21 protein-coding genes, 1 tRNA gene and 1 pseudogene are annotated in these 19829 nt (G+C 68.7%); 14 read left to right on the forward strand and 9 right to left on the reverse strand.

Annotated features, from left to right (window positions below; all coding sequences use genetic code 11):
* Window positions 1-82 precede the first annotated feature (82 nt).
* Genes HW837_RS30330 through HW837_RS30340 form a run of 3 tightly spaced genes read right to left on the reverse strand, consistent with a single transcriptional unit; the run spans window position 83 to window position 1363 of the window.
* Window positions 83-487, reverse strand: coding sequence for a hypothetical protein (locus HW837_RS30330; protein ID WP_193383091.1), 405 nt, complete (start codon window positions 485-487; stop codon window positions 83-85).
* Entirely contained in the window at window positions 481-909 is a 429-nt protein-coding gene (locus HW837_RS30335; RefSeq protein ID WP_193383090.1) for an ATP-binding protein, read from the reverse strand. Before HW837_RS30335 ends, HW837_RS30330 begins: the two co-directional genes overlap by 7 nt.
* 46 nt (window positions 910-955) lie before the next feature.
* Window positions 956-1363: an NUDIX hydrolase gene (locus HW837_RS30340; RefSeq protein ID WP_193383093.1), complete on the reverse strand. Its 408-nt coding sequence runs from the start codon at window positions 1361-1363 to the stop codon at window positions 956-958.
* Between the two features lie 107 nt (window positions 1364-1470).
* On the opposite strand from HW837_RS30340, the gene HW837_RS30345 reads away from it, so the two are divergent.
* From HW837_RS30345 to HW837_RS30395, 11 genes are all read left to right on the forward strand, one after another.
* Window positions 1471-2259, forward strand: coding sequence for a GntR family transcriptional regulator (locus tag HW837_RS30345; protein WP_193383089.1), 789 nt, complete (start codon window positions 1471-1473; stop codon window positions 2257-2259).
* Between the two features lie 169 nt (window positions 2260-2428).
* Window positions 2429-2785: an SCO3933 family regulatory protein gene (locus tag HW837_RS30350; RefSeq protein ID WP_193383088.1), complete on the forward strand. Its 357-nt coding sequence runs from the start codon at window positions 2429-2431 to the stop codon at window positions 2783-2785.
* Window positions 2785-4161, forward strand: coding sequence for an FtsK/SpoIIIE domain-containing protein (locus HW837_RS30355; RefSeq protein WP_193383087.1), 1377 nt, complete (start codon window positions 2785-2787; stop codon window positions 4159-4161). The genes HW837_RS30350 and HW837_RS30355 overlap by 1 nt, the downstream gene beginning before the upstream one ends.
* 88 nt (window positions 4162-4249) lie before the next feature.
* A complete protein-coding gene (locus HW837_RS30360; RefSeq protein ID WP_193383086.1) occupies window positions 4250-4906 on the forward strand; it encodes a DUF2637 domain-containing protein in 657 nt (218 codons plus the stop codon).
* Between the two features lie 3 nt (window positions 4907-4909).
* A complete protein-coding gene (locus HW837_RS30365) occupies window positions 4910-5095 on the forward strand; it encodes a hypothetical protein (RefSeq protein WP_037705489.1) in 186 nt (61 codons plus the stop codon).
* Window positions 5095-5286: a mobile element transfer protein gene (locus HW837_RS30370; protein WP_093791186.1), complete on the forward strand. Its 192-nt coding sequence runs from the start codon at window positions 5095-5097 to the stop codon at window positions 5284-5286. Before HW837_RS30365 ends, HW837_RS30370 begins: the two co-directional genes overlap by 1 nt.
* Before the next feature lie 24 nt (window positions 5287-5310).
* Complete coding sequence (locus HW837_RS30375) at window positions 5311-5505, forward strand: hypothetical protein (protein ID WP_013002341.1); 195 nt, start codon at window positions 5311-5313, stop codon at window positions 5503-5505.
* Between the two features lie 23 nt (window positions 5506-5528).
* Window positions 5529-5774, forward strand: a complete 246-nt coding sequence (locus HW837_RS30380) for a SpdD protein (RefSeq protein WP_193383085.1) — start codon at window positions 5529-5531, stop codon at window positions 5772-5774.
* Between the two features lie 155 nt (window positions 5775-5929).
* Window positions 5930-7210, forward strand: coding sequence for a replication initiator (locus tag HW837_RS30385; protein WP_193383092.1), 1281 nt, complete (start codon window positions 5930-5932; stop codon window positions 7208-7210).
* On the forward strand, window positions 7203-7415 hold the full coding sequence (locus tag HW837_RS30390; RefSeq protein ID WP_193383084.1) for an excisionase family DNA-binding protein: 213 nt from the start codon (window positions 7203-7205) through the stop codon (window positions 7413-7415). Before HW837_RS30385 ends, HW837_RS30390 begins: the two co-directional genes overlap by 8 nt.
* Entirely contained in the window at window positions 7415-8551 is a 1137-nt protein-coding gene (locus HW837_RS30395; RefSeq protein WP_193383083.1) for a tyrosine-type recombinase/integrase, read from the forward strand. The genes HW837_RS30390 and HW837_RS30395 overlap by 1 nt, the downstream gene beginning before the upstream one ends.
* Window positions 8552-8652: 101 nt before the next feature.
* Here the strand turns inward: HW837_RS30395 and HW837_RS30400 are convergent.
* Window positions 8653-8725: transfer RNA gene (locus tag HW837_RS30400), tRNA-Arg, on the reverse strand.
* A gap of 630 nt (window positions 8726-9355) precedes the next feature.
* On the opposite strand from HW837_RS30400, the gene HW837_RS30405 reads away from it, so the two are divergent.
* The 3 genes from HW837_RS30405 to HW837_RS30415 all read left to right on the forward strand — a co-directional run bounded on the left by HW837_RS30405 (window position 9356) and on the right by HW837_RS30415 (window position 11064).
* Window positions 9356-9922 (forward strand): Uma2 family endonuclease, encoded by a 567-nt coding sequence (locus HW837_RS30405; protein WP_193380354.1) that lies wholly within the window; start codon window positions 9356-9358, stop codon window positions 9920-9922.
* Between the two features lie 432 nt (window positions 9923-10354).
* Complete coding sequence (locus HW837_RS30410) at window positions 10355-10621, forward strand: hypothetical protein (protein WP_193380355.1); 267 nt, start codon at window positions 10355-10357, stop codon at window positions 10619-10621.
* Window positions 10618-11064: a hypothetical protein gene (locus HW837_RS30415; protein WP_193380356.1), complete on the forward strand. Its 447-nt coding sequence runs from the start codon at window positions 10618-10620 to the stop codon at window positions 11062-11064. The genes HW837_RS30410 and HW837_RS30415 overlap by 4 nt, the downstream gene beginning before the upstream one ends.
* 145 nt (window positions 11065-11209) lie before the next feature.
* Here HW837_RS30415 and HW837_RS30420 read toward each other — a convergent pair.
* From HW837_RS30420 to HW837_RS30440, 5 genes and pseudogenes are all read right to left on the reverse strand, one after another.
* Window positions 11210-11712 (reverse strand): annotated as a pseudogene (locus HW837_RS30420) (transposase); the annotation flags it as partial.
* 245 nt (window positions 11713-11957) lie between these two features.
* Window positions 11958-14894, reverse strand: a complete 2937-nt coding sequence (locus HW837_RS30425) for a discoidin domain-containing protein (protein WP_193380357.1) — start codon at window positions 14892-14894, stop codon at window positions 11958-11960.
* A 92-nt stretch (window positions 14895-14986) separates the two neighbouring features.
* Window positions 14987-16459, reverse strand: a complete 1473-nt coding sequence (locus HW837_RS30430; protein ID WP_193380358.1) for a glycoside hydrolase family 32 protein — start codon at window positions 16457-16459, stop codon at window positions 14987-14989.
* 116 nt (window positions 16460-16575) lie between these two features.
* Window positions 16576-18873 carry a glycoside hydrolase family 3 N-terminal domain-containing protein gene (locus HW837_RS30435; protein WP_193380359.1) on the reverse strand — a complete coding sequence of 766 codons (2298 nt, stop codon included), beginning with the start codon at window positions 18871-18873 and terminating at the stop codon, window positions 16576-16578.
* 66 nt (window positions 18874-18939) lie between these two features.
* Window positions 18940-19827 (reverse strand): carbohydrate ABC transporter permease, encoded by an 888-nt coding sequence (locus HW837_RS30440; protein WP_193380360.1) that lies wholly within the window; start codon window positions 19825-19827, stop codon window positions 18940-18942.
* Window positions 19828-19829: the final 2 nt, after the last annotated feature.

Genomic DNA, 19829 nt, shown 5'->3' on the forward strand with positions numbered 1-19829 from the left:
GTGAAAGCGAACAAGCCCCACGGGGCTTCCCACGTTTCCTAGGCCTACCGTCAAGCCTCAGGTGGGACCAGAACGTCGTGCATCAGCTGGGACCCGACACGGTCCGCTGGGGCGGTCGGGGCTTGAAGTCGTATGCGCAAGCTGGCAGTTCTGTGCTCTGGCGGTGTGCGAGCGGCAGGAAGATCACGGGACGGATCGTCCAGGTGATGCGGGTCGAGTCGAAGGTGACTGACACGGTGCAGGGCTCGGAGCGCAGGAGGGCCCGTCGGGTGTCTATGCGGCCGTCGTACAGCCACTGCCATGCCTGCTCGGATGCTTCCGGGTCGAATGCCGGTGAGATGGTGCGGAGCGCGACGGCAACCCATCGGTCGGCCTGGGGTGCGGTGTAGGCGTCGAAGGATGCCCGGAGTACCAACTCGCCCTCGTCGGTGAGGTCTTCGGTCCAGCACTCGCACCAGTAGCCTCGGCGGGCTTCGTCGTTCAGCACGGGTGGTCTCCCGGTCGGCTGCCGGCGAAGAGTTCCGCGGTGACCGTGTAGCCGCCTTCGCTGCCGTGGATCACGACTCGGTGGGCGAGTGCGGTGACCATGCCCAGGCCCCGGCCGTGTTCGGCTTCGTCGTCCTGGTGCTCGGCCTTGGGGGCCGTGCCCGTTCCTCCGCCGTCCGTCACCGAGAGGGCGATCACCTGCCGGGTCACTGCGAGGGCCAGGTGGAAGCTGCCGGATTCCATGCCGCTGGCCGTGTGGAGGATCGCGTTCGCGCTCAGTTCGCTCACGATCAGTTCGGCGTCGTCGGCCAGGGGAGATCCGCGCAGGATGTCGCGGGTCCAGCGGCGGGCCCGGCTCACCTCTTCCGGAAATCCTGGGCAAGTGAGTCCCCAGACCCGCGCACTGCTCGTATACTCGTGCATACAAGTTCCTTCATGCTGGTAGGCCGCCATGTGCAGCGGGTTCGGGCTAGATGAGTTTCACGCCGTCGTGGGCGCGGATGGCCGGCGGGGATGTCGCGTCGAGTGCGTCCAGGACGCGGATCGCGTATGCCTCGTCGGCAAGCTCGGTGACTTCTTCACGGGTGGCCCAGCGCAGTGCGCGGGTCTCGTCGCCGGTGGTCGGCGTGCCGTCGGCCGCCTCGCACCGGAAGACCAGCGAGACGATCAGGCCCGTCATGTTCTTGTAGACGCCGGTCAGGGTCGCGGGAAGTGCGATCTTGATGCCGGTCTCTTCGAGAACCTCGCGCTGGAGGGCCTCGGGGAGGGTTTCCTCGCGTTCGAGGACTCCGCCGGGGGGTTCCCACTTGCCGTTGTCGCGCCGTTTGATCAAGAGGGCCCGGCCCTGGTCGTCGACGATGACTCCGGCGACGCTCACGGAGTGCGGACGGTCGGTGCTCACGTTCCTCGGCCCTCTCGGCTGGCTAGGCTCTCTACCGTAGCAACAACAATCGCCCACTCGTCTAGATATCTAAAGGAGTACACGTGCCCTCTCTTCCTTCCGGCTTCCTCGGTGATCTCGACCCCACGAGCGATCGTGCGGTGTTTCGGCAGATCGCCGACCAGTTGCGTGAAGCCATCGACCGGGGGCGGTTCAAGGAGGGTGAAAAGTTGCCCTCGGAGGCTGAGCTTGTTGACCACTACGGGGTATCCCGGATGACGGTCCGCAACTCCTTCTCCGTCCTCCAGGGCGAAGGGCTCGTGCACGCCGAGCACGGCAAGGGCGTCTTCGTCCGGCCCCGGCCGCCCGTGCGACGGCTCGCCTCCGACCGCTTCGCCCGGCGCCACCGCGAGCAGGGCAAGGCGGCCTTCATCGTCGAAGCCAACGCGGCCGGCAGCCACCCTCAGGTCGACAGCCTTGAGGTCAAGGAAGAGAAGGCCAGCCAGGACGTCTCCACCCGGCTCGGCTCCGTGCGGCGGGTGCTGGCTCGTCGGCGGCGCTATCTGCTCGACGGGCGGCCGGTCGAGTTCGCCACCTCGTATCTGCCGCTCGACATCGCGCGCGGTACGCCCATCGCCGAAACCAACCCCGGGCCCGGCGGGATCTATGCCCGACTCGAAGAGCTGGGCCATCGCCTCGACCACTTCGAGGAGGAGATTCGCGCCCGGATGCCCTCCCCGGCTGAGGTCAAGACGCTCCGTTTGGCCTCTGGTGTGCCCGTGATCCACCTGATCCGGACTGCCTTCGACACCGAGGGGCGGGCCGTGGAGGTCTGCGACACGGTCATGGCGGCGGATGCGTACGTGCTGTCGTACCAGCTTCCGGCGACGTGATGCGGTGATTTGCGGTGGTGCGCGGGGGACGCTTCTCCGACTCGTACACCCCAACAGGCATACTCGTATAGACGAGTGGGCAAGTGGTGTGGCAGGGTGGTCCGCGTGAGCCCGGCAAGTCGGGTTCGCAGGACGCATCATGTATAGACGAGTAGATGGGTGAATTGCCTTGCGCACCATTCGTGTTGAGACCTCGGCTGCGACGATCCTGCTGACTGAGGCCCCTGAGCCCAAGGTCCGGGACCGGCAGACGGGCGAGATCGCCAAGGACGCCGTCAGCGGTGAGGCACTGATGACGCTCGGCGTCGTCTACATCGAGGACGGGGAATCGTCGCTGGTCAAGGTCACCGTGCCCGAGGGCGGTGTGGCCGACGGGCTGACGCTGGGGGCGCCGGTCTCGCTGCCGGGGCTGGTTGCCCGGCCGTGGGAGTCGGTGTTCAACGGGCAGCAGCGCCACGGCATCGCCTTCCGCGCCGCCGCCGTGACTCCGGCCGCGTTCCCGGCCGCCATGGGGGCCACGGCCTGATGTCCGATCTGGTGACACTTCTGGAGGTGGGTGGTCCTGTCGCCGCGCTCGGCGGCGGGGCTGCCTACGCCCGGGTCAAGCACCCTCGCGTGTACTGGCCCACGGTCGGCCTGCCGATATCCACTGCCCGGCTCCTCGGCTCGTACGGCTCGGTCATGGAGGCGTGCGGGCTGACCGTGGCGCCGTCCCGGCTGCGGGTCCTCGCCGTCAAGGCCACCACCCGGCGGGAGGTCCGGCCTGTGCCGCCGCGTCGGGGCATCATCCGGCCCACCACGACCGGGCTGCGGCTCCGTCTCCGGCTCGCTCCCGGACAGGAACCGGCGGACGTCGCTGCCTCGGCCGAACGGCTGCGGCATGCCTGGGGCGTTCACGCCGTGTACGTCTCGACCGTCAAGCCGGGCGTGGTCGAACTGCGGCTCGTCGGCTTCGACGTACTGCGGAACGTGCGGATGCCCCGTAAGGCGACCGTCGAACTCCTCAAGGTGCCCGTGGCGCTGCGGGAGGACGCGACCCCGTTCGTCCGCGATTACCGCACGATTCCGCATCAGCTCACCCTCGGCGCCACGCTGTCGGGGAAGTCCATGTACCTGCGGCACCTGATCACCGGACTCGCCCGGCAACCCGTCGCCCTGGTCGGCATCGACTGCAAGCGGGGTGTGGAGCTGGCGCCGTTCGTCTCCCGGCTCTCGGCCCTGGCGACCGATCCCGACGAAGCTGCTGAGCTGCTGCCTGTGCTCGTGAAGGAGATGGAGGACCGCTACGACCTGATCAAGGCCCGGCAGGGCATTGCGCCGGGCACGCCGGACGAGGAGATCACCTCCGATATCTGGGGCCTGCCCGAGGGTGAACGTCCGGTGCCGATCGTGCTGTTCGTCGACGAGGTGGCGGAACTCTTCCTCGTCGCCACGAAGAAGGACGAGGAACGGCGCGACGAGATGGTCACCCAGCTCATCCGCCTCGCCCAGCTCGGCCGCGCCGCCGGGATCTACCTGGAGGTCTGTGGGCAGCGCTTCGGCGCTGAGCTGGGCAAGGGCGCCACCATGCTCCGGGCCCAGCTCACCGGCCGGGTCTGCCACCGCGTCAACGACGAAGCCTCCGCGAAGATGGCGCTTGGTGACATCGCCCCCGAAGCGGTCTTCGCCGCCTGCGCCATCGCGCCCGAGCTGCCCGGCCTGGCCGTGGCCGGTGACACCTCCGGCGGCTGGTCCCGCATCCGCACGCCGTACCTCTCCCTCAGCGCCGCCGCCGAGATCTGCCGGGATACGGCCCACCTGGTGCCCGACCTGCCCGCGCTCAAGCCGTTCCGGCCCGACATCCCCGTGCGGCCCGTCGAGTCCTCGGCCCCGGCAGTGCAGCCGCACCCGGTGACCGACTGACCTTCGCCCACCCCTCACCCCGGTCGGCGTGACCGCCTCGCGCCAACTCCCTACCCCTGCCATGCCTGAATCCCGGAAGGAGCCGCTCATGCGCGCCCAACTGGCCCGTGTCGACGCGGTGCTCGTCCAGGCGCTCATCGCCGCCGCGCTGTCCTTCGCCCACCTGCACGACATCGCTATGGCGGCCGGTCAGGACGGGTGGAAAGCGTGGGCCTATCCGATCTCGGTCGACCTGCTGCTCGTCGCCGCCTGGCGCCGACTGCGCTCCGGTGAGGCGAAAGCGTCCGGGTGGTGCTGGTTCGTCATCGCCCTCGCCGCCTCCCTCGGCGCGAACGTCGCCACCGCCGGCCTACTCGACCTCAACGACGTACCCGCCTGGCTGCGCATCCTCGTCGCGGGCTGGCCCGCCGTGGCCTTCCTCGGCGGAACCCTCCTCGCCCACTCCGCACCGACAACGACCGACAAGGACCCCGAGGACACAGACGACACCGTGGACCAGGAGCACGCGCCCGAACTCGCCCCCGAGGAACCCCCGCCGACACCACCTGCCATCGAGCCACCGACGCCCGAGCGACCCGCCGTACCCGTCCCGGCCGCCCTCGTCGAACACGCCCGCAAGGTCGCCACCGAACACCACACCCGCACCGGAACACCCATCGACACCCCAACCCTCCGCGCTCGCCTCGGCGTCCCCGCGCCCATGGCCGAAGCCATCGCTGCCCACCTCGCCCCGACCGGGAGCTGACCCGTGCCCCTCTTCTGCTTCAACACCGCCGCCGACTACCTCGAAGCGGCCCGCGAGATGGCCGTCAGCGGCCGGACCACGCTGGCCCGGCTCCTCGCCGAAGAAGCTGCCGACCGCGTCACGGACCCCGCCGAAGCCGCCCGCATCCTGCACGACTTCCCCGGCCCCAGCCTGCGACAGGAGGACTGATCATGCCCAACCGCCGCTTCCGCAACGTCACCCGCATCGGCCCCGTCCAGGTCGCCACGTCCTACGACGGCCGGGGCCGCGAGAAGCACACCGCCGCCTGCACGGCTCCGCGCTGCAACTTCTCCGCCGACTACGACAGCCGCGCCGCCGCCGAGCTGGCCGCCCGCACCCACCGCTGCCCCGTCCGCTGATCCTCCGAAGGGACCCCGCACACCGTGACCGTCAGCCTGCCGCTCGTCGTCGTCCTCGGCTTCTTCGCCTGGGGCGCGGTCAAGTTCCTCGGCGTCCGCACCTGGGTCGTCGTCCTGATCGCCCTCTTCGGCTTCTACCTCTCGCAGACCTTCCTCGCCCCCGCCATCGAATCCGGCACCCGCTCCGGCGTGGACGTCATAAACGGCTCACATACCTAGACGAGTAGATAAGTAGATCGGCCGTGTTTCTGCCCAAGTACCCCGACAGCCCCGCGCCGCCGCCCGCGCACACCCACGCCCCGGCCGATCCGGCGCCCGTACGGCGCTCGCTCCCGGCGGTCTCCATCAGCCCCTCAGTGGCGGCGGCCGTGGTCGTCGGCGGTGTCGTCCTCACCGCGCTCCTGGCCGCCGTCGCCGTCTCGGCCATCTCCGTCGCCATCGCGGCCGTGGTCCTGCGCTCCCTGATCCGCGAGCAGAACCAGCGCTGAACGCGCCCGACACCCGGGGCGGCACACACGACCAAGCATCCGCCGCCCCGGGCCCATCACTCCTGACCGAGCCAGCCAGAAGGAGAATCGCCATCTTCACCCGCACCACACCGCCCCCGCTCCCGGAACTCGCGAAGCTGGCCGAGCACGGCACGCTGCCCGGTATCCTCCGTCAGCTCTCCGGCCTCGGCGGCTGCACCCACCCGATCCGCCTCGACGGCCACCGCACCGAGCACGACGTCGACACCACGACCGGCGAGATCGGTCGCGTCCTCCAGTACCTCGACTCCACCGACCTCCCGGCCGGCCAACTCCTCGTCCGCTGCAACAACCGCCGCACCACCCGCTGCGCGGCCTGCTCCGAGGTCTACCGCCGCGACACCTTCCACCTGATCACCTCCGGCCTGCGCGGCGGCAAGGGCGTCCCCGAACACGTCGCCACCCACCCGCGTGTCTTCGCCACCTTCACCGCACCGAGCTTCGGCCCGGTCCACAACCGCCCCTCCAGCGGACGCCCCTGCCGCTGCGGCACCCGCCATGACCAGGACGACGCTGTACTCGGTACCGCGCTCGACCCGGACACCTACGACTACGAAGCGGCCGTTCTCTGGAACGCGCACGCCGGTCCGCTCTGGCGACGCTTCTCCACCTACCTGCGCCGAGAGGTCGCCAAGCGCGCCGGCCTGTCACAACGCCGCTTCCGTGACCACGCCCGCGTGTCCTTCGCCAAGGTCGCCGAGTACCAGAAGCGCGGCGCCGTTCACTTCCACGCGGTCATCCGCATCGACGGCCCCACCGGCGGTGACACCCCACCCCCGGCCTGGGCAACGGCCGAACTGCTCACCGACGCCATCGAGGCCGCTGCCGCCAAGGTCCGCGTCGACGGCCCGGTCATCGACGGACGCACCCACACCTTCACCTTCGGCCGCCAACTCGATGTCCGCACCATCCGCTCCGCCGACTTCAACGACGGCCAGGAACTGACCGAACGTGCAGTCGCCGCGTACATCGCCAAGTACGCCACCAAGGGCGCCGAAACCGCCACGGGAGCTCTCGACCGGCCATTGAAGTTCGCCGCCGAACTCGCCCAGCTCGACATCAGCGACCACGCCCGCCGCCTCATCCGAACCGCCTGGTTCCTCGGCGCACGCAAGGATCTCGAACACCTCCGCCTACGCGCCTGGGCCCACATGCTCGGCTTCCGCGGCCACTTCTCCACCAAATCCCGCCGCTACTCCACCACCCTCGGCGCCCTCCGCGACGCCCGCGCCGAGTGGCGACGAGCCCAAGCCGCCACCACCGACACCGGGTCCGAGACGACGTACGTGCTCGCTCACTGGGTCTTCGCCGGAACCGGCCTCTCCGACACCGAAGCCTGGCTCGCCGCATCTCTCGAACCCGCCCCCGGAACGGAAGGAGAACCCACTCGTGGCTGACCGCTATCTCACCGTGGCGCAGGTGGCCGAACTCCTCGGCACCTCGGAGCGCTTCCCGCGCCGTCTGATCGCCGAACGACGCATCGCCTTCGTCAAGGTTGGCCGCCACGTACGCATCCCAGAACGTGAGCTGAGCGCGTTCATCGACGCCAACACAGTGCAGCCGATCGGCCATCGGCGAGGCTCGCTGCGGAGGGCTGCCTGATGGCCAACAAGAAGGGGCAGCGTAGAAGCTTCGGGTCGGTCCGACAGCTCAAGTCCGGTCGCTGGCAGGTTCGCTACCGCGACCCCGAGACGGGGCAACTTCGGCCGGCTGAGACGACGTATGCGACCAAGACCGACGCTCAAGTCGCGCTCACCCACATCGAGGCCGACATCACGCGCGGCCAGTGGTCGGACCCGGACGCCGGGGCGGTGAACTTCGCGGAGTACGCGACGGCATGGCTCCGGGACCGGAAGCTCGCCGACCGCACCCGTGAGCGGTCTGAGTCCGTCATGCGGCTGCACATCCTGCCCACCTTCGGAGCTGGGACCATGGCCGACGTGACGACGGCTCGTGTGCGTAGCTGGCGGGGGAAGCTCCTCACGGCCGGCATCGGCGAGCCGACGGTGGTCAAGGCGTATCAACTGCTCCGGGCCCTGATGAACACAGCTGTGGACGACGAACTGATCCGGCGCAACCCGTGCCGTATCAAGGGCGCCGATCGCTACGACGTGCCCGAGCGGCCGGTCCTCTTGGTCACCGAGGTCTTCGCCGTCGCCGATGCCATCGCGCCGCGCTACCGGCTGCTCGTCCTCCTGGCCGCGTTCACCACTCTGCGCTTCGGTGAACTCGCCGCCCTTCGCCGTCGGGACATCGACTTGGAGGGGCTGACCGTCAGCGTTCGCCGGTCTCAGGCTGAGTTGCAGGACGGTCGCCTCTTCGACAAAGCGCCGAAGTCTGCCGCTGGCGTGCGTGCCATCTCGTTCCCCGCTGAGCTGCTCGACGACGTGACGGGCCACCTGGAACAGTTCGCCGCGCCCGGCCGCGACGGACACGTCTTCGTCGGTCCGCAGGGCGGCCAACTTCGGCGGAGCAATTTCCGCGACGATTGGGTGTCTGCCAGGAAGGCGGCGGGCGTCACGTCGGAGCTCCACTTTCACGATCTCCGCCACACCGGCAACACCTTGGCCTCGACCGCCGGTGCCAGCACCCGAGAGCTGATGACCCGCATGGGCCACAGCAGCTCGCGTGCCGCGCTGATCTATCAGCACATGACCAGCGACCGTGACCGGGCCATCGCCGATCGGCTCGGGGCGATGATCCGCGAGGGCGGGGGAGAGGCCACCGGCCAGGAGTGACGTGGCATCCGCGTGGCATTAGTGGCACGCGTGTGGCACGGCCTCGAACACGACGAAGGGCCAGCCTGGGAGGAAACCCTCCTGAGCTGGCCCTTTTGCTGTGCCCCCGGCAGGATTCGAACCTGCGACACCCGCTTTAGGAGAGCGGTGCTCTATCCCCTGAGCTACGAAGGCAGTGGCTTGTAGAAGACCTTGTTGAAAACCCAGGGTGTGGATCTTCGACGAGGAGCACAAGCCCGCTGGTCAGACGTGGTGCAACGCTCTCCGCTGGGTCATCTGAGCAGACAACGTCACGTACCAACGACTGACCCAGGGGTAGCTTAGCGGATGCGCGCCAGTGCGGGTCCTCTGTCTGGGGGCAGGAGGTCGGGGCGGCGAGCTGGAGTGCCTCTGACCTGTGGTGCCTAGGGCTGCATCGCGCGGTTGGTGGACGTTGCGGGAGCCGGGACCGAGGGCCGTTGGACCGTTCTGCTCGCTGTGTCAGCTTGTGGGGCTGCTTGCCGCTGTCTCGGGGCGCCTGGCATCGGCGTTCGGTGCGTCCGCGGCCCAGGGTTGCGCGACGGTTCACGTCGCCGGGTGGTGCGGCGCTCACCGGTGTGGCCACCAGGTCAGTGGCGCCGCTGGTCTGCTCCGATCTCCTGATGACAAGTCCACCGCGCCAGTTCCTGACTGTCGAGGGCACACTGGTCGGATGCCGGCCGACGGGGAGGGGCGTGAGCGAGATCAGCATGCCGGACGGATGGCAGACAGTACGCTGAATCCGGCGGGATCGGGCCCGCAGCGACAGTGTCCGGGAGGTGCTTCATGACGGCCGAGATGGTGGCCCCGGCGTGGATGCATGAGCAGATCACGGCGCAGGAGTACGACTCCTGGTCCGAGGAGCAGTGCGCCGGCATCGAGATCGTGGACGGGATGGTCGTCGTGAGCCCGAGTGCGTCCAAGCGCCACAACCGGCTCGCCCGGATTCTGGCGAACGCCCTGGATGCCGCCGCGGGCCCGGAGTGGAACGCCGACACGGACTTCGACGTCCGGCTTCAGGACGTCCCGCTCACCAATCGCCGCCCGGACGTCGTTGTGTACCGCGCAGACACGATCGACATCACCCCCACCCGCCCTGAGCACGTGCTCCTGGTCGCGGAGGTGGTGTCGCCAGGTTCGGAGACCACCGACCGGATCGTGAAGGTCGACCAGTACGCCAAGGCGGGCATCGCCTTCTACTGGCGGATCGAGCAGGCCGCGACAGGCGTTCCTCTCGTCTACACCTACGTTCTCGACCCCGCGACGAAGACCTACCGGGACGGAGACGTGTTCACCGGCGTCCTCAAGGTAGCGGCCCCCTTCCCGGTGGAGATCGACCTCGGACAGATCTGACCACTCGCTGCTCAGCAGTCGGCAGCGCGTGAGCGATGCGGACGGCCCGATACGAGGCGGCACGAGCCGGATCAAGTGGCTCGCCGCGCGGTTCCGACCAGGGACAACAGCACGGCGCGGCAGCGCCAGGCACCCCCCGGCAAGAATTCGATCCCACTCCTAAAGCCGGTGTCGCAGGTTCGAATCCTGCCGGGGGCACCACCTGCACCGCAGGTAAGAGAGATCCCGGCCCCTCGTTCCATTCGAACGGGGGGTCTTCCTCATGTCTGGAGTCCACAAGAGTCCACATCTCCATGTGAACCCCGGACGCGCCTCTCGCAGACCTGCGCGGTATCCGTCGGGAGGCGCGGTATCCGTCGGGAGGGCGGCCCGGGCAGGTGAGGAGCCAGAGGAGGCCAGGCCGCGCCGGACGAGATCTGGCATACTTGAAGTATGGCAACCCGGAAGATCACCATCACCGTGCCGGAAGAGCTGGTGGAATCGATCAAGGAGCGCGTCGACGCGCGCGGGGTGTCCGGCTACATCGCCGCCGCCGCCGCCCATCAGGACGCCATTGACCGACTGCGCGAGTTGGCCGAACGTCTCGAAGAAGAGCACGGCGCCGTGACGGAAGACGAGCAGCAAGCAGCGCTGGACCGCATCGCCGCCATCGACGGCTGGCATGACGAGCAGCGATCACACTCGGACGAGGCCGCGTGAGCCGCACCGCCCGAGCGAAGCTGCACCGGCCACGACAGCGCGTCTTCGTGTTCGACTCCGAGGCTCTCTCCAAGGCGGTTCAGGGCGATCGGGAGATGACTGCGCTGATCAAGACGGCTCCGCGGCTGGACATCCCGATCGTCACCTCATCGCTCACGACCTTGGAGGCATGGGACCCTCGCGAAACGTCGAGGCAGGCACTGTGGAACTGGACGCTGTCCCGGATCCGCATCGTGCACACGGACGACCAGGTGATCGCCATGGCGCGCGACATGCTGAAGGCAGCCGGCCTGCACGGGCAGAAATACGCCATCGACGCCATTCTGGCGGCCGTAGCCGGGCGGGAAGCCGTGCAGGGAGCTCAGGCAACCGTCTTCACCTCCGACACCGACGACATGAATCAACTCCTCGCGGGACACGCCGTGCGAGTCGAGAAGGTCTGACGACGACGAGACGCCGCCTGAACCTCACTCCGGCCACCCGCCGGCTCCCCTGAGCAACCCGTGCCCTCGTCGGACAGCATCCACCAGCACGAGCCGGTGGCCGTTCATCTATGCGGGCACCATCCCGATGCCGGAGCAAACCCCCGGCCATCACGCTGTCGGTGATCGTGGAGATCGTGGACCTGGAGATCTCCGCGCCGTACACCTCGGCGAATGCGTGGAGATCTCCCCGTGCGTCAGCCCCTTCGCCGACAACGACAGGACCATCTCATCCACCCCGCCCGGACGCCGCTGCCGCTTCCTGACCAGCTGCGGCTCGAACGACCCGGCCCTGTCCCGCGGCACCGCGATCCCGACCGGCCCCGACTCGGTGATCACCGTCTTGGACCGGTGCCCGTTGCGGTAGTTCTCCCGGCCGCCCTCAGCCCGCCCACCGGGCCAGTGCCCCAGATGATCCGTGAGCTCACCCTCCAGCGCCGACTCCAGCACCCGCTTCGTCAGCTGCTGCAGCAAGCCGCCCTCACCGGTGAGCTTCACCCCACCGGCCTGAGCCAGGGCAACCAACTCGGCGATCAGCCCGTCATCCACGGCACTCGTCGCACCCACAGCGGCCTTCCGGGCCTCGGCGCCACTCGTCACGTCAGTCATCAACTGTCGATTCCAGCACGGGAGTTACACCGCTCACCGTACAGACCCACGTGAGGCGCTGGAGATCGGCGACACGTTGCATGCTGCCGGGTCTCGGCCGTGAGGGCCGGCTCGGGAGAAGGTCTCTCTCGCACCGGCCCGTCCTCGCGTCTCGGTCGTGCCGCACGCTCTCCGCCCAGCAGCAGGGGCAAGGAGCGCCCGGTGTCGACGCCGTCAGTCGTAGACACCGTCAGTCGTAGGCTCGGTCAGTTGTAGACGTTGAATTCCGCGATGGACCACCAGTTACTCGCGACGTCAGCGGTGTTGACGACCTTGATGTGGCGAGCCGTCCGCGTGGGGAAGGAGACCACCTGGACGCGCTGGCCGTCCGTCACGGAGGAGACCTTGATCCAGTCGGTTCCATCCTCCGAGACGTACACGTCCGCGCTTCGCGCGTAATCGTCGATGCTTCCGCCGACATCCAGGACGACCTTGTTGAAGGTCTGCGCCTGCCCCATGTCCACGTGGATCCAGAGGCCGTCGTACTGCCCGGTTCCGGAGCTGTAGCGGTTACCGGAATCACCGTCCAGCATGTTTCCGGGTGCGTCCCACTGGCTCGCGTCCGAAGCCGTCGCGGTCCAGCCCGTGCGCGGCAGTGCGGGGCCCAGGTCCATGACGTCGAAGGATGAGCCGCCCGCGTCCGCTCCGGTGGCGCCCTTCACGGAGACCGTGACCTTCCCTGCTGGGAGTCCCTTCGGGACGTAGGCGCTGATGCTCGTGTCCGACCAGGTGTCTATCTCGGCATAGCTCGATCCGAAGTACACCGTGCCCAGCCCCTGCGAGTCGCCGAAGCCGGAACCGTGGATCGTGAACTTGGAGCGTGGTACGCCCCGTTCCGGCTTCAGATCGCTGAAGGTCGGCGACGGGAAGCTCGAGAGCTTCTTGGTCGTGAACATCGCCGAGGTGCCACCCGGCAGCTCATAGGTGTACGAGCCGTCGGTGGACATCTTGAAACTCTTGCTGTCAGCGGTCCCGTTGAAGACCACGGTGACCTGGGCCCCTTGCTTGCTGGTCCAGCTCTTCGACTGGAGGCCGTGCGCCACCGCTGCCGGAGCCGCGATGGAGCCGGTTCCGCGCGCGGCCCCGTACACCTCGATATCGCCGATGGCCCACCAGAAACCGGAGGCCGCGGTGCTGACGATGCGAATGTACTGTGCCGTGCGGGTCGGCAGTGCGACGGTTGTTTTCCCGATTCCCCCGCTGCCGCTCGCGATCGCGCTGCCCCACTCGGCTCCGTCGTCCGACACGTAGATCTGATACTTCGTGACGTAGTCGAACGAGTTGTTCACGCCGGTGTCGAAGACGATCTTGTTGAAGCTCGTGGGGCTCCCCAGGTCGATCTGGAACCAGTCACCGCTCGTCGTCCCGTGCCCGAGGCTCCATTTGGTGTTGATGTCGCCGTCGATCGCGTTCGCGGCCCTGCCCCAGTCCGGCTGCGCGGAAGCCGTGGCCGTCCACTTGGTACGGCTCAGTGCCCTTCCGGTCGTCCGGACGGAGGCTCCGATCGGCAGGGAGTACGTGATCAGCTTGTTTCCGGTGCGGATGGAGTTCTGGTGGGGCCGCAGTGCCGGGTCGTAGGTGACGGTGACCGGACCGGACTCCGACTTGAACGCGAAGTCGTGTGTCGGGTCCGGGACCTTGGCCGCTGCGGGGGTGCTGCCGCTCCGCGCGGGGCCGGAGTACGTGAAGGTGACGGCGTCTCCGGCGTTCAGGGTGTAGTCGAACGAGTGTGTCCCGTCCGCGACGCTGAAGGTCTTCGCCGCCTTTCCCGAGTTGTGCGCGATCAGCACCTTCGATCCGTCCGGGTTCTGGAACGCGACGTTCTCTATGCTGCCTTCCCCGAAGGTGTTCGAGTAGATCCGGCGTGCTCCGGGCCTGACGAACCTGCTCGCGTGAGCGAGGGCGTGGTAGTCGACGTTGTAGGACACCTGCCCGTCGGCCGGGTCGATCGTGAGCAGGCCCCGCAGCATGGGGATGCCGGCCGTGTCGCTGTTGAGCGGGCCCCGGTCGGGGTCGAGTGCGATGTTCCACAGCATCACGCCGTTCGCCCAGTTGCGCGTGCCGTTGATGATCCACGTACCCAGTGCCTCGGTGAACGCCGTCTGGTCGCTGTCCTGCCACACGCCTCCGGTGGCCTCCGTGATGAAGGTTTCCTTGCTCGGGTAGTCGTTGTGGACCAGCGTCTGGTAGGTCGGGTCGCCGCTGTAGATGTGCCATCCGGTTCCGGCGGTGTATGTGGAGGCGGCGGGGTCACTGAAGATCGTCTCGGGGTAGGAGGGCACGTCCCAGTTGTGGTCCCAGGCCAGGATCTTCGTGGAGATTCCGTTGGCTTCGAACGCCTTGCCGATCTTCTTGATCAGCTCGGCTTCCTGGTACGCGGACAGGAACATTCCGGGCCAGGTGGGGGTGCCCATGGGTTCGTTCTGCGGGGAGATGTAGGAGATGGGCACGCCGGCTTCGTCGTAGGCCTGGACGAACTTGACGAAGTACTCGGCCAGGGCGGAGACGTACTCGCCCTTGAGGGTGCCGCCGATCATGGAGTCGGAGGTCTTCATCCAGCCTGGTGGGCTCCAGGGGTTGGCCATGACCTTGAGGGACGGGTTGAGGGAGAGGGCCTGGCGCAGGGCCGGGATGATGTACGGGACGTCATGCTGGATGGAGAAGTCGGCCAGCGTCGGGTCTGTCCGGCCAGCGGGCATGTCGTCGTAGGAGTAGCTGCCGGACGCGTTGAAGTCCGTGGCGCCCATCGGGGAGCGGAGAAGGCTGAGGCCGATTCCCTTCGAGGGATCGAACAGCTTCTTCATCAGCTTGGCCCGCTCGGCAGGGGACAGCTTGTCGATGAGCCAGGCGGCGGAGTCGGTCATGGCCGCGCCGAAGCCGTGGACCTTCTGGTACTTGACGCTGTCGTCGATCTTGATCGTCAGCGGGTTGGCCGCTTTCCTCGCCTTGAACAGCACATCGTCCTGGCCGGCGACCCACTTGTCGGCCGATACGTCCGTCAGCCACACACGGACGGAATTGTCACGTGGGGCCTGCTTCAGCCGCGGGGCGGCTAGGGCATTCCCGGAAACCTGGGTCCACGCGGCGGCGACGCCGACCGCGGTGGCCAGGAACCGGCGTCGTCCGAGACCGTACGAGCTCATGGAAGATCCTCCTTCGGACCAGCTTGTTCTGTACTTGGGTGAGGGGGTGGGACACAGTGCCGAGGTGGGGGATCGACCGGTCGGAATCGGTGCTACGGCGACGTCGGCGCCGGCTGTGCGGCGCTGGTACTCGGTTCCTTGATCACGAGCGGGTGCAGTTCCCAGACGTCGACCGCGAAGCCGAGGCGCGTCCCCGCTGCGGTGCGGGCCCGCAGTCGCCAGGGGCTCTGCCCTGTGGGGTAGAAGCGCAGGGTGAGGACCTGGCCGGTGGTGATCAGGAAGATCTCGGCGATGGAGTGGTCGACGACCACGCGCAGGTCGACGGGCTGGTCCGCCGGGCAGGGCATCCGGTGGGAGCCGCCGCGGGCTCTGCCGTCCAGTGAGGCGTGGGCGCGGTCGACGACCAGTTCACCCGCGTCGGTGTCGAGGCGGATGTCGAGGTACTCGGAGCCGTCCGCGGTGGTGACCAGCCGTAGGCCGGCGTTTCCCGTCGGCTCCAGACGTGCCGTCAGGTCGAAGGCGCGGCCTACGATGCCGAGGTCCACCGGCCACGGGCCGTCCGTCGCGCCTGTGGCGTGGATGGTGTGTCGGCCGCGCAGGGCGAGCAGTTCGGCGGCGGGCCGCTGGCGCAGTGTGCCCTCGTCGTCGACGTGGATCTCGCGGGGCAGCGTGAGGACTCCGGCCCATCCGTCCGCGAGGGCCCAGGCTTCGTCGCGGGCCTCCCATGACCAGGCCCACAGCAGCCACCTGTCGCCCGGTCCGCGCAGCAGGGCCGGTGCGTAGCAGTCAGGGCCGTGGTCGGCGGGTACCGCCGGTCCGGCCTCGAAGTGGCCGTCGTGTTCTTCGCCGATCAGGGCCGCGACGCTCAGCGGGCCGGTGGGTTCGGTCCACGTGCCGAAAATGAGGGCGCCGGGCCCGTCTGCCGCCGGAAGGTACTGGGGGCATTCCCAGCCCTCGCCGGAGTGCAGGGCGGTGTCGCCGACGGGCTCCGGGCGACGAGCCGCGAAGGGCCCTCGACAGGTCCAGGTCTCCAGGTCGGGTGAGTCGTACAGGAGGGCGGCGGCACGGCCGTCCGCGAGGGCGGCGCCGACCAGCATCCGCCAGCGGTCGCCGTCCTGCCAGACGTAGGGGTCGCGGTACATGGTGCAGCCCTCGGGCAGCTCGGGGATGAGCAGTTCGCCCCGCGGGGTGAAGGTGCGGCCTCCGTCGGCGGAGACGGCGGAGGTGACCGGCTGGTGCTGGAAGGAGCGGTCCTCGCGGTGCGCGGAGTAGAAGGCGACCAGCCGTTCGCCGTCGGAGACGGCGTTGCCGGAGAAGCAGCCGTCGGCGTCCGGGCCGCCCGCGGTCGGGGACAGGGCGATCGGCAGCGGCTCCCAGGTCAGCAGGTCGGGGCTGCGGAAGTGGCCCCAGTGCAGGTTCGCGTGAGTCGCTCCGTAGGGGTTGTACTGGTAGCTGACGTGGTAGTGGCCGTCGTGGAAGACCAGGCCGTTGGGGTCGTTGATCCAGTGGTGGGGCGGGCGCAGGTGCGCCACGGGGCGGTGCGGATCGCTGGGTGTGGTGGACACACGCGTGCCTTTCGGTCTTGCTGGGCCCGCCCCGCCGGCCCTCGATTCGGCGGGGCGGCTGGGTCGGCGGGGCGGGGGTCTTCGAGCCCGCGCAGGGTCTTGCGGGCCGGTCGCGGTCAGGTTCGGATGCGGAATCGTGCGCTCAGCTGCTGCTCCCGCCGGGAGCTGGGCCCGACGCGGAGCGCGAACTCACCCGGTTCGACCACGCGGCGGTTGTCGGCGGTGACGAGTGAGCACTGCGCGGCGGGGATGCTGACGGTGGCGTCCAGGCTTTCGCCTGGGGGGATCTCGACCTGGGTGAACGCCTTCAGTTCCTGCTCGGCCCAGGTGACGCTGGTGGTCAGGTCGCTGATGTACGCCTGGACCGTCTCCAGGGCCGGACGGCTGCCGCTGTTGGTGAGCCGTACGGTCGCGTCGACGGTGCCGTCGGCGGGGATGTCCGGGTCGTGCACGACGAGGTCGGAGTAGGTGACGGTGGTGTAGGTGAGGCCCTCGCCGAACGCGAACAGGGGGTCCTGCGTGAGGTCGGCGTAGCGGCTGCCGTGCTGGCCTCGCACCTGGTTGTAGAAGACGGGCTGCTGTCCGACGTGGCGGGCGAAGGAGACGGGGAGCCGGCCGCTGGGTTCGATGAGTCCGAGGAGGAGTTCGGCGACGGCGCGGCCACCGCGCATGCCCGGATTGAACGCCTCGATGAGCGCGGCCGCGTTCAGTGCCGAGTCCGGCAGGGTGCTCGGCTTGGACTGGGCGAGTACGACGATCATGGGTGTGCCGGTGGCGGCGACCGCGTCCAGCAGGGCGATCTGTCCTCCCTGGAGGTCGAGCGTGGCGGTGGAGCGCACCTCTCCGGTGAGGTCGATGGTGTCCCCGACGACCACGACGGCGTAGTCGGCGGCTTCTGCGGCAGCGATGGCCTGCCCGAGTTGTGCCTGGTCGACGGGGGCGGGGGTGAAGACGTCCGGCTGTGGTTGGCCGTCGGGGCCGAGGGTCCACCCGGTGTCCTGGTGGGGGCTCGCGATGTCGGCTCCGCGGGCGTGCGTGATGGTCCAGTCGGTGGGTGCGACGGCGCGGAGGCCGTCGAGGACCGTCTCCACCGACTCCCGTGGATGGCCTTCGGGCATCCACGGGACCTGGCCGGTGGCGCCCGCCCAGTCGCCGAGCATGGCTTGGGTGCTGTCGGCGTTGGGGCCGATGACCGCGATCGTCCGCGGCGTACCCCGGCTCACGGCGCGGCCGGTTCCGTCCGAGGTCAGCCCTCCTTCGAGGGGCAGGGTGCCGTCGTTGCGCAGCAGTACGAGGGAGCGTCGGGCGGTCGCGAGGTTGAGGTCTGTGTGGGCGCGGCAGCCGATCACCTGCGCCTGCCGCTCGGGGTCGGGAACGCGCGGGTCCTCGAAGAGTCCGAGCTCGAACTTCAGCCGCAGCACCCGCCGTACCGCGTCGTCGATCTGCTTCTCCTCGACCAGGCCGCGGGCGACCGCCTCCTGCGCGCCCTCGAAGAAGCCGGGTGTGGCCATGATCAGGTCGTTGCCGGAGTTGACGGCGACGGCCGCAGCCTCGGCGTAGTCGGCGCAGGTCCGCTGGTCGTAGACCATCCGGCCGACGTTGTCCCAGTCGGTCACCAGCGTGCCGGTGAAGCCCCATTCGCCCTTGAGCACATCGTTGATCAGCCACTCGTTCGCGGTGATGGGCACCCCGTCGATCGACTGGTAGCCGAGCATGAAGGCCCGGCAGCCGGCCCGGGCCGCCCGCTCGAACGGGGGCAGGAACCATGAGCGCAGCTTGCGTGGGCTGAGATCGGCCTCGCTGGCGTCGCGCCCGCCCAGGGTCTCGGAGTAGCCGGCGAAGTGCTTGGCGTACGCCAGCACGGCGGTCGGGTCGCCGAGGCCCTCGCCCTGGTAGCCGCGCACCATCGCCGCCCCGAGTTCACCGATCAGGTACGGGTCCTCGCCGAACGTCTCGTTGATCCGGCCCCAGCGCAGGTCCCGGGTGATGCACAGCACCGGGGAGAACGTCCCGTGGATCCCGGTCGCCGCGATCTCGGTCGCGGCCGCCCGGGCCACGCGGTGGAGCAGGGCGGGGTCCCAGGCGCAGGCCATGGCCAGCTGGGTCGGGAAGATCGTCGCACCGGGCCAGAACGAGTGGCCGTGGATGCCGTCGTCGGCGGTCAGCAGCGGAATGGCCAGCCGTGTCCGTGTGGCGATCTCCATGGCCTGCGGCATCAGGTCGGGTGACACGTGCAGAACCGATCCGGCCAGCTTGGCCGACACGATGTCCTCCAGGTCCCCGTGTTGTGCGTCGAGCATCAGCAGCTGCCCGACCTTCTCCGGAAGGGTCATCCGTGACAGCAGGTCCTCGGTTCTCGCTTCCACGGTCGCTTCCGGGTCCAGGTACACGGCGGTGCCGACCGGCTGTCCCACGTTGTTCTCCCAGTGATGAGTGGTGAGGGGCGGTGAGTCGATGTCCGGCGGCGGGGCGCCGGGAGGTCACTTCAGGCCGGTGGTGGCGATGCCAGCCACGAACTGGCGCTGGAAGACGAGGAAGACGAGCATCACCGGCAGCAGCACGACCACGGCGCCGGCGAGCAGGATGCCGAAGCGGGTGAAGGACTGGCCGCTGCTGGCCAGGGCGAGGCCGACGGGAAGGGTGTACTGGCTCTCGTTCTGGGCCACGACCAGCGGCCACAGGAAGTTGTTCCAGGAGCCGAGGAAGGTGATGATCCCGAGGGTGGCGAGGGCCGGCTTGGTCAGCGGCAGGATGATCTTCCAGAAGATGGCCAGTTCGCGGCAGCCGTCCACCCGCGCGGCGTCGATGAGTTCGTCGGGCAGGGTGGAGATGAACTGCCGCATCAGGAACACCCCGAAGGGGCCGGCTAGGAACGGCAGGATCAGCCCGAGCAGGGAGCCGGTCAGCTGCATGTTGGCCACCAGCACGTACAGCGGTACGAAGGTGACCAGGCCGGGGATCATGAGCGTTCCCATGACCAGCAGGAAGACGGCGCGCTGTCCGCGGAACTCGAGCTTGGCCAGGGCGTATCCGAGCATCGAGCAGAAGATCAGGTTGCCCGCGGTGACGGCGAGGGCGACGGTCACGGAGTTGGCGAACATGCTCGTGAAGTCGAGCCTGCTGAACAGCTCACCGTAGTTGCTGGTCGTGGGCGCCGTGGGTATCAGTACGGGCGGCACTCTGCGGATGTCGGCCTCGGGCTTGAAGGAGCCGGACAGCATCCACAGGAACGGCGCGATCATGAGCAGCAGTGCGCCGGCGAGCGGTAGGTACAGCCAGGGCTGGCCCCAGGTCCGGCGGACGCGGCGGCGCCGCAGCACGCGGTTTGTGTCCGGGTGTGGCGTGGAGAGAGTGGAGAGGGTGCTCATGG

It is taken from the genome of Streptomyces caniscabiei, assembly GCF_014930365.1.
In the GTDB taxonomy this organism is placed as follows: Bacteria; Actinomycetota; Actinomycetes; order Streptomycetales; family Streptomycetaceae; genus Streptomyces; species Streptomyces caniscabiei.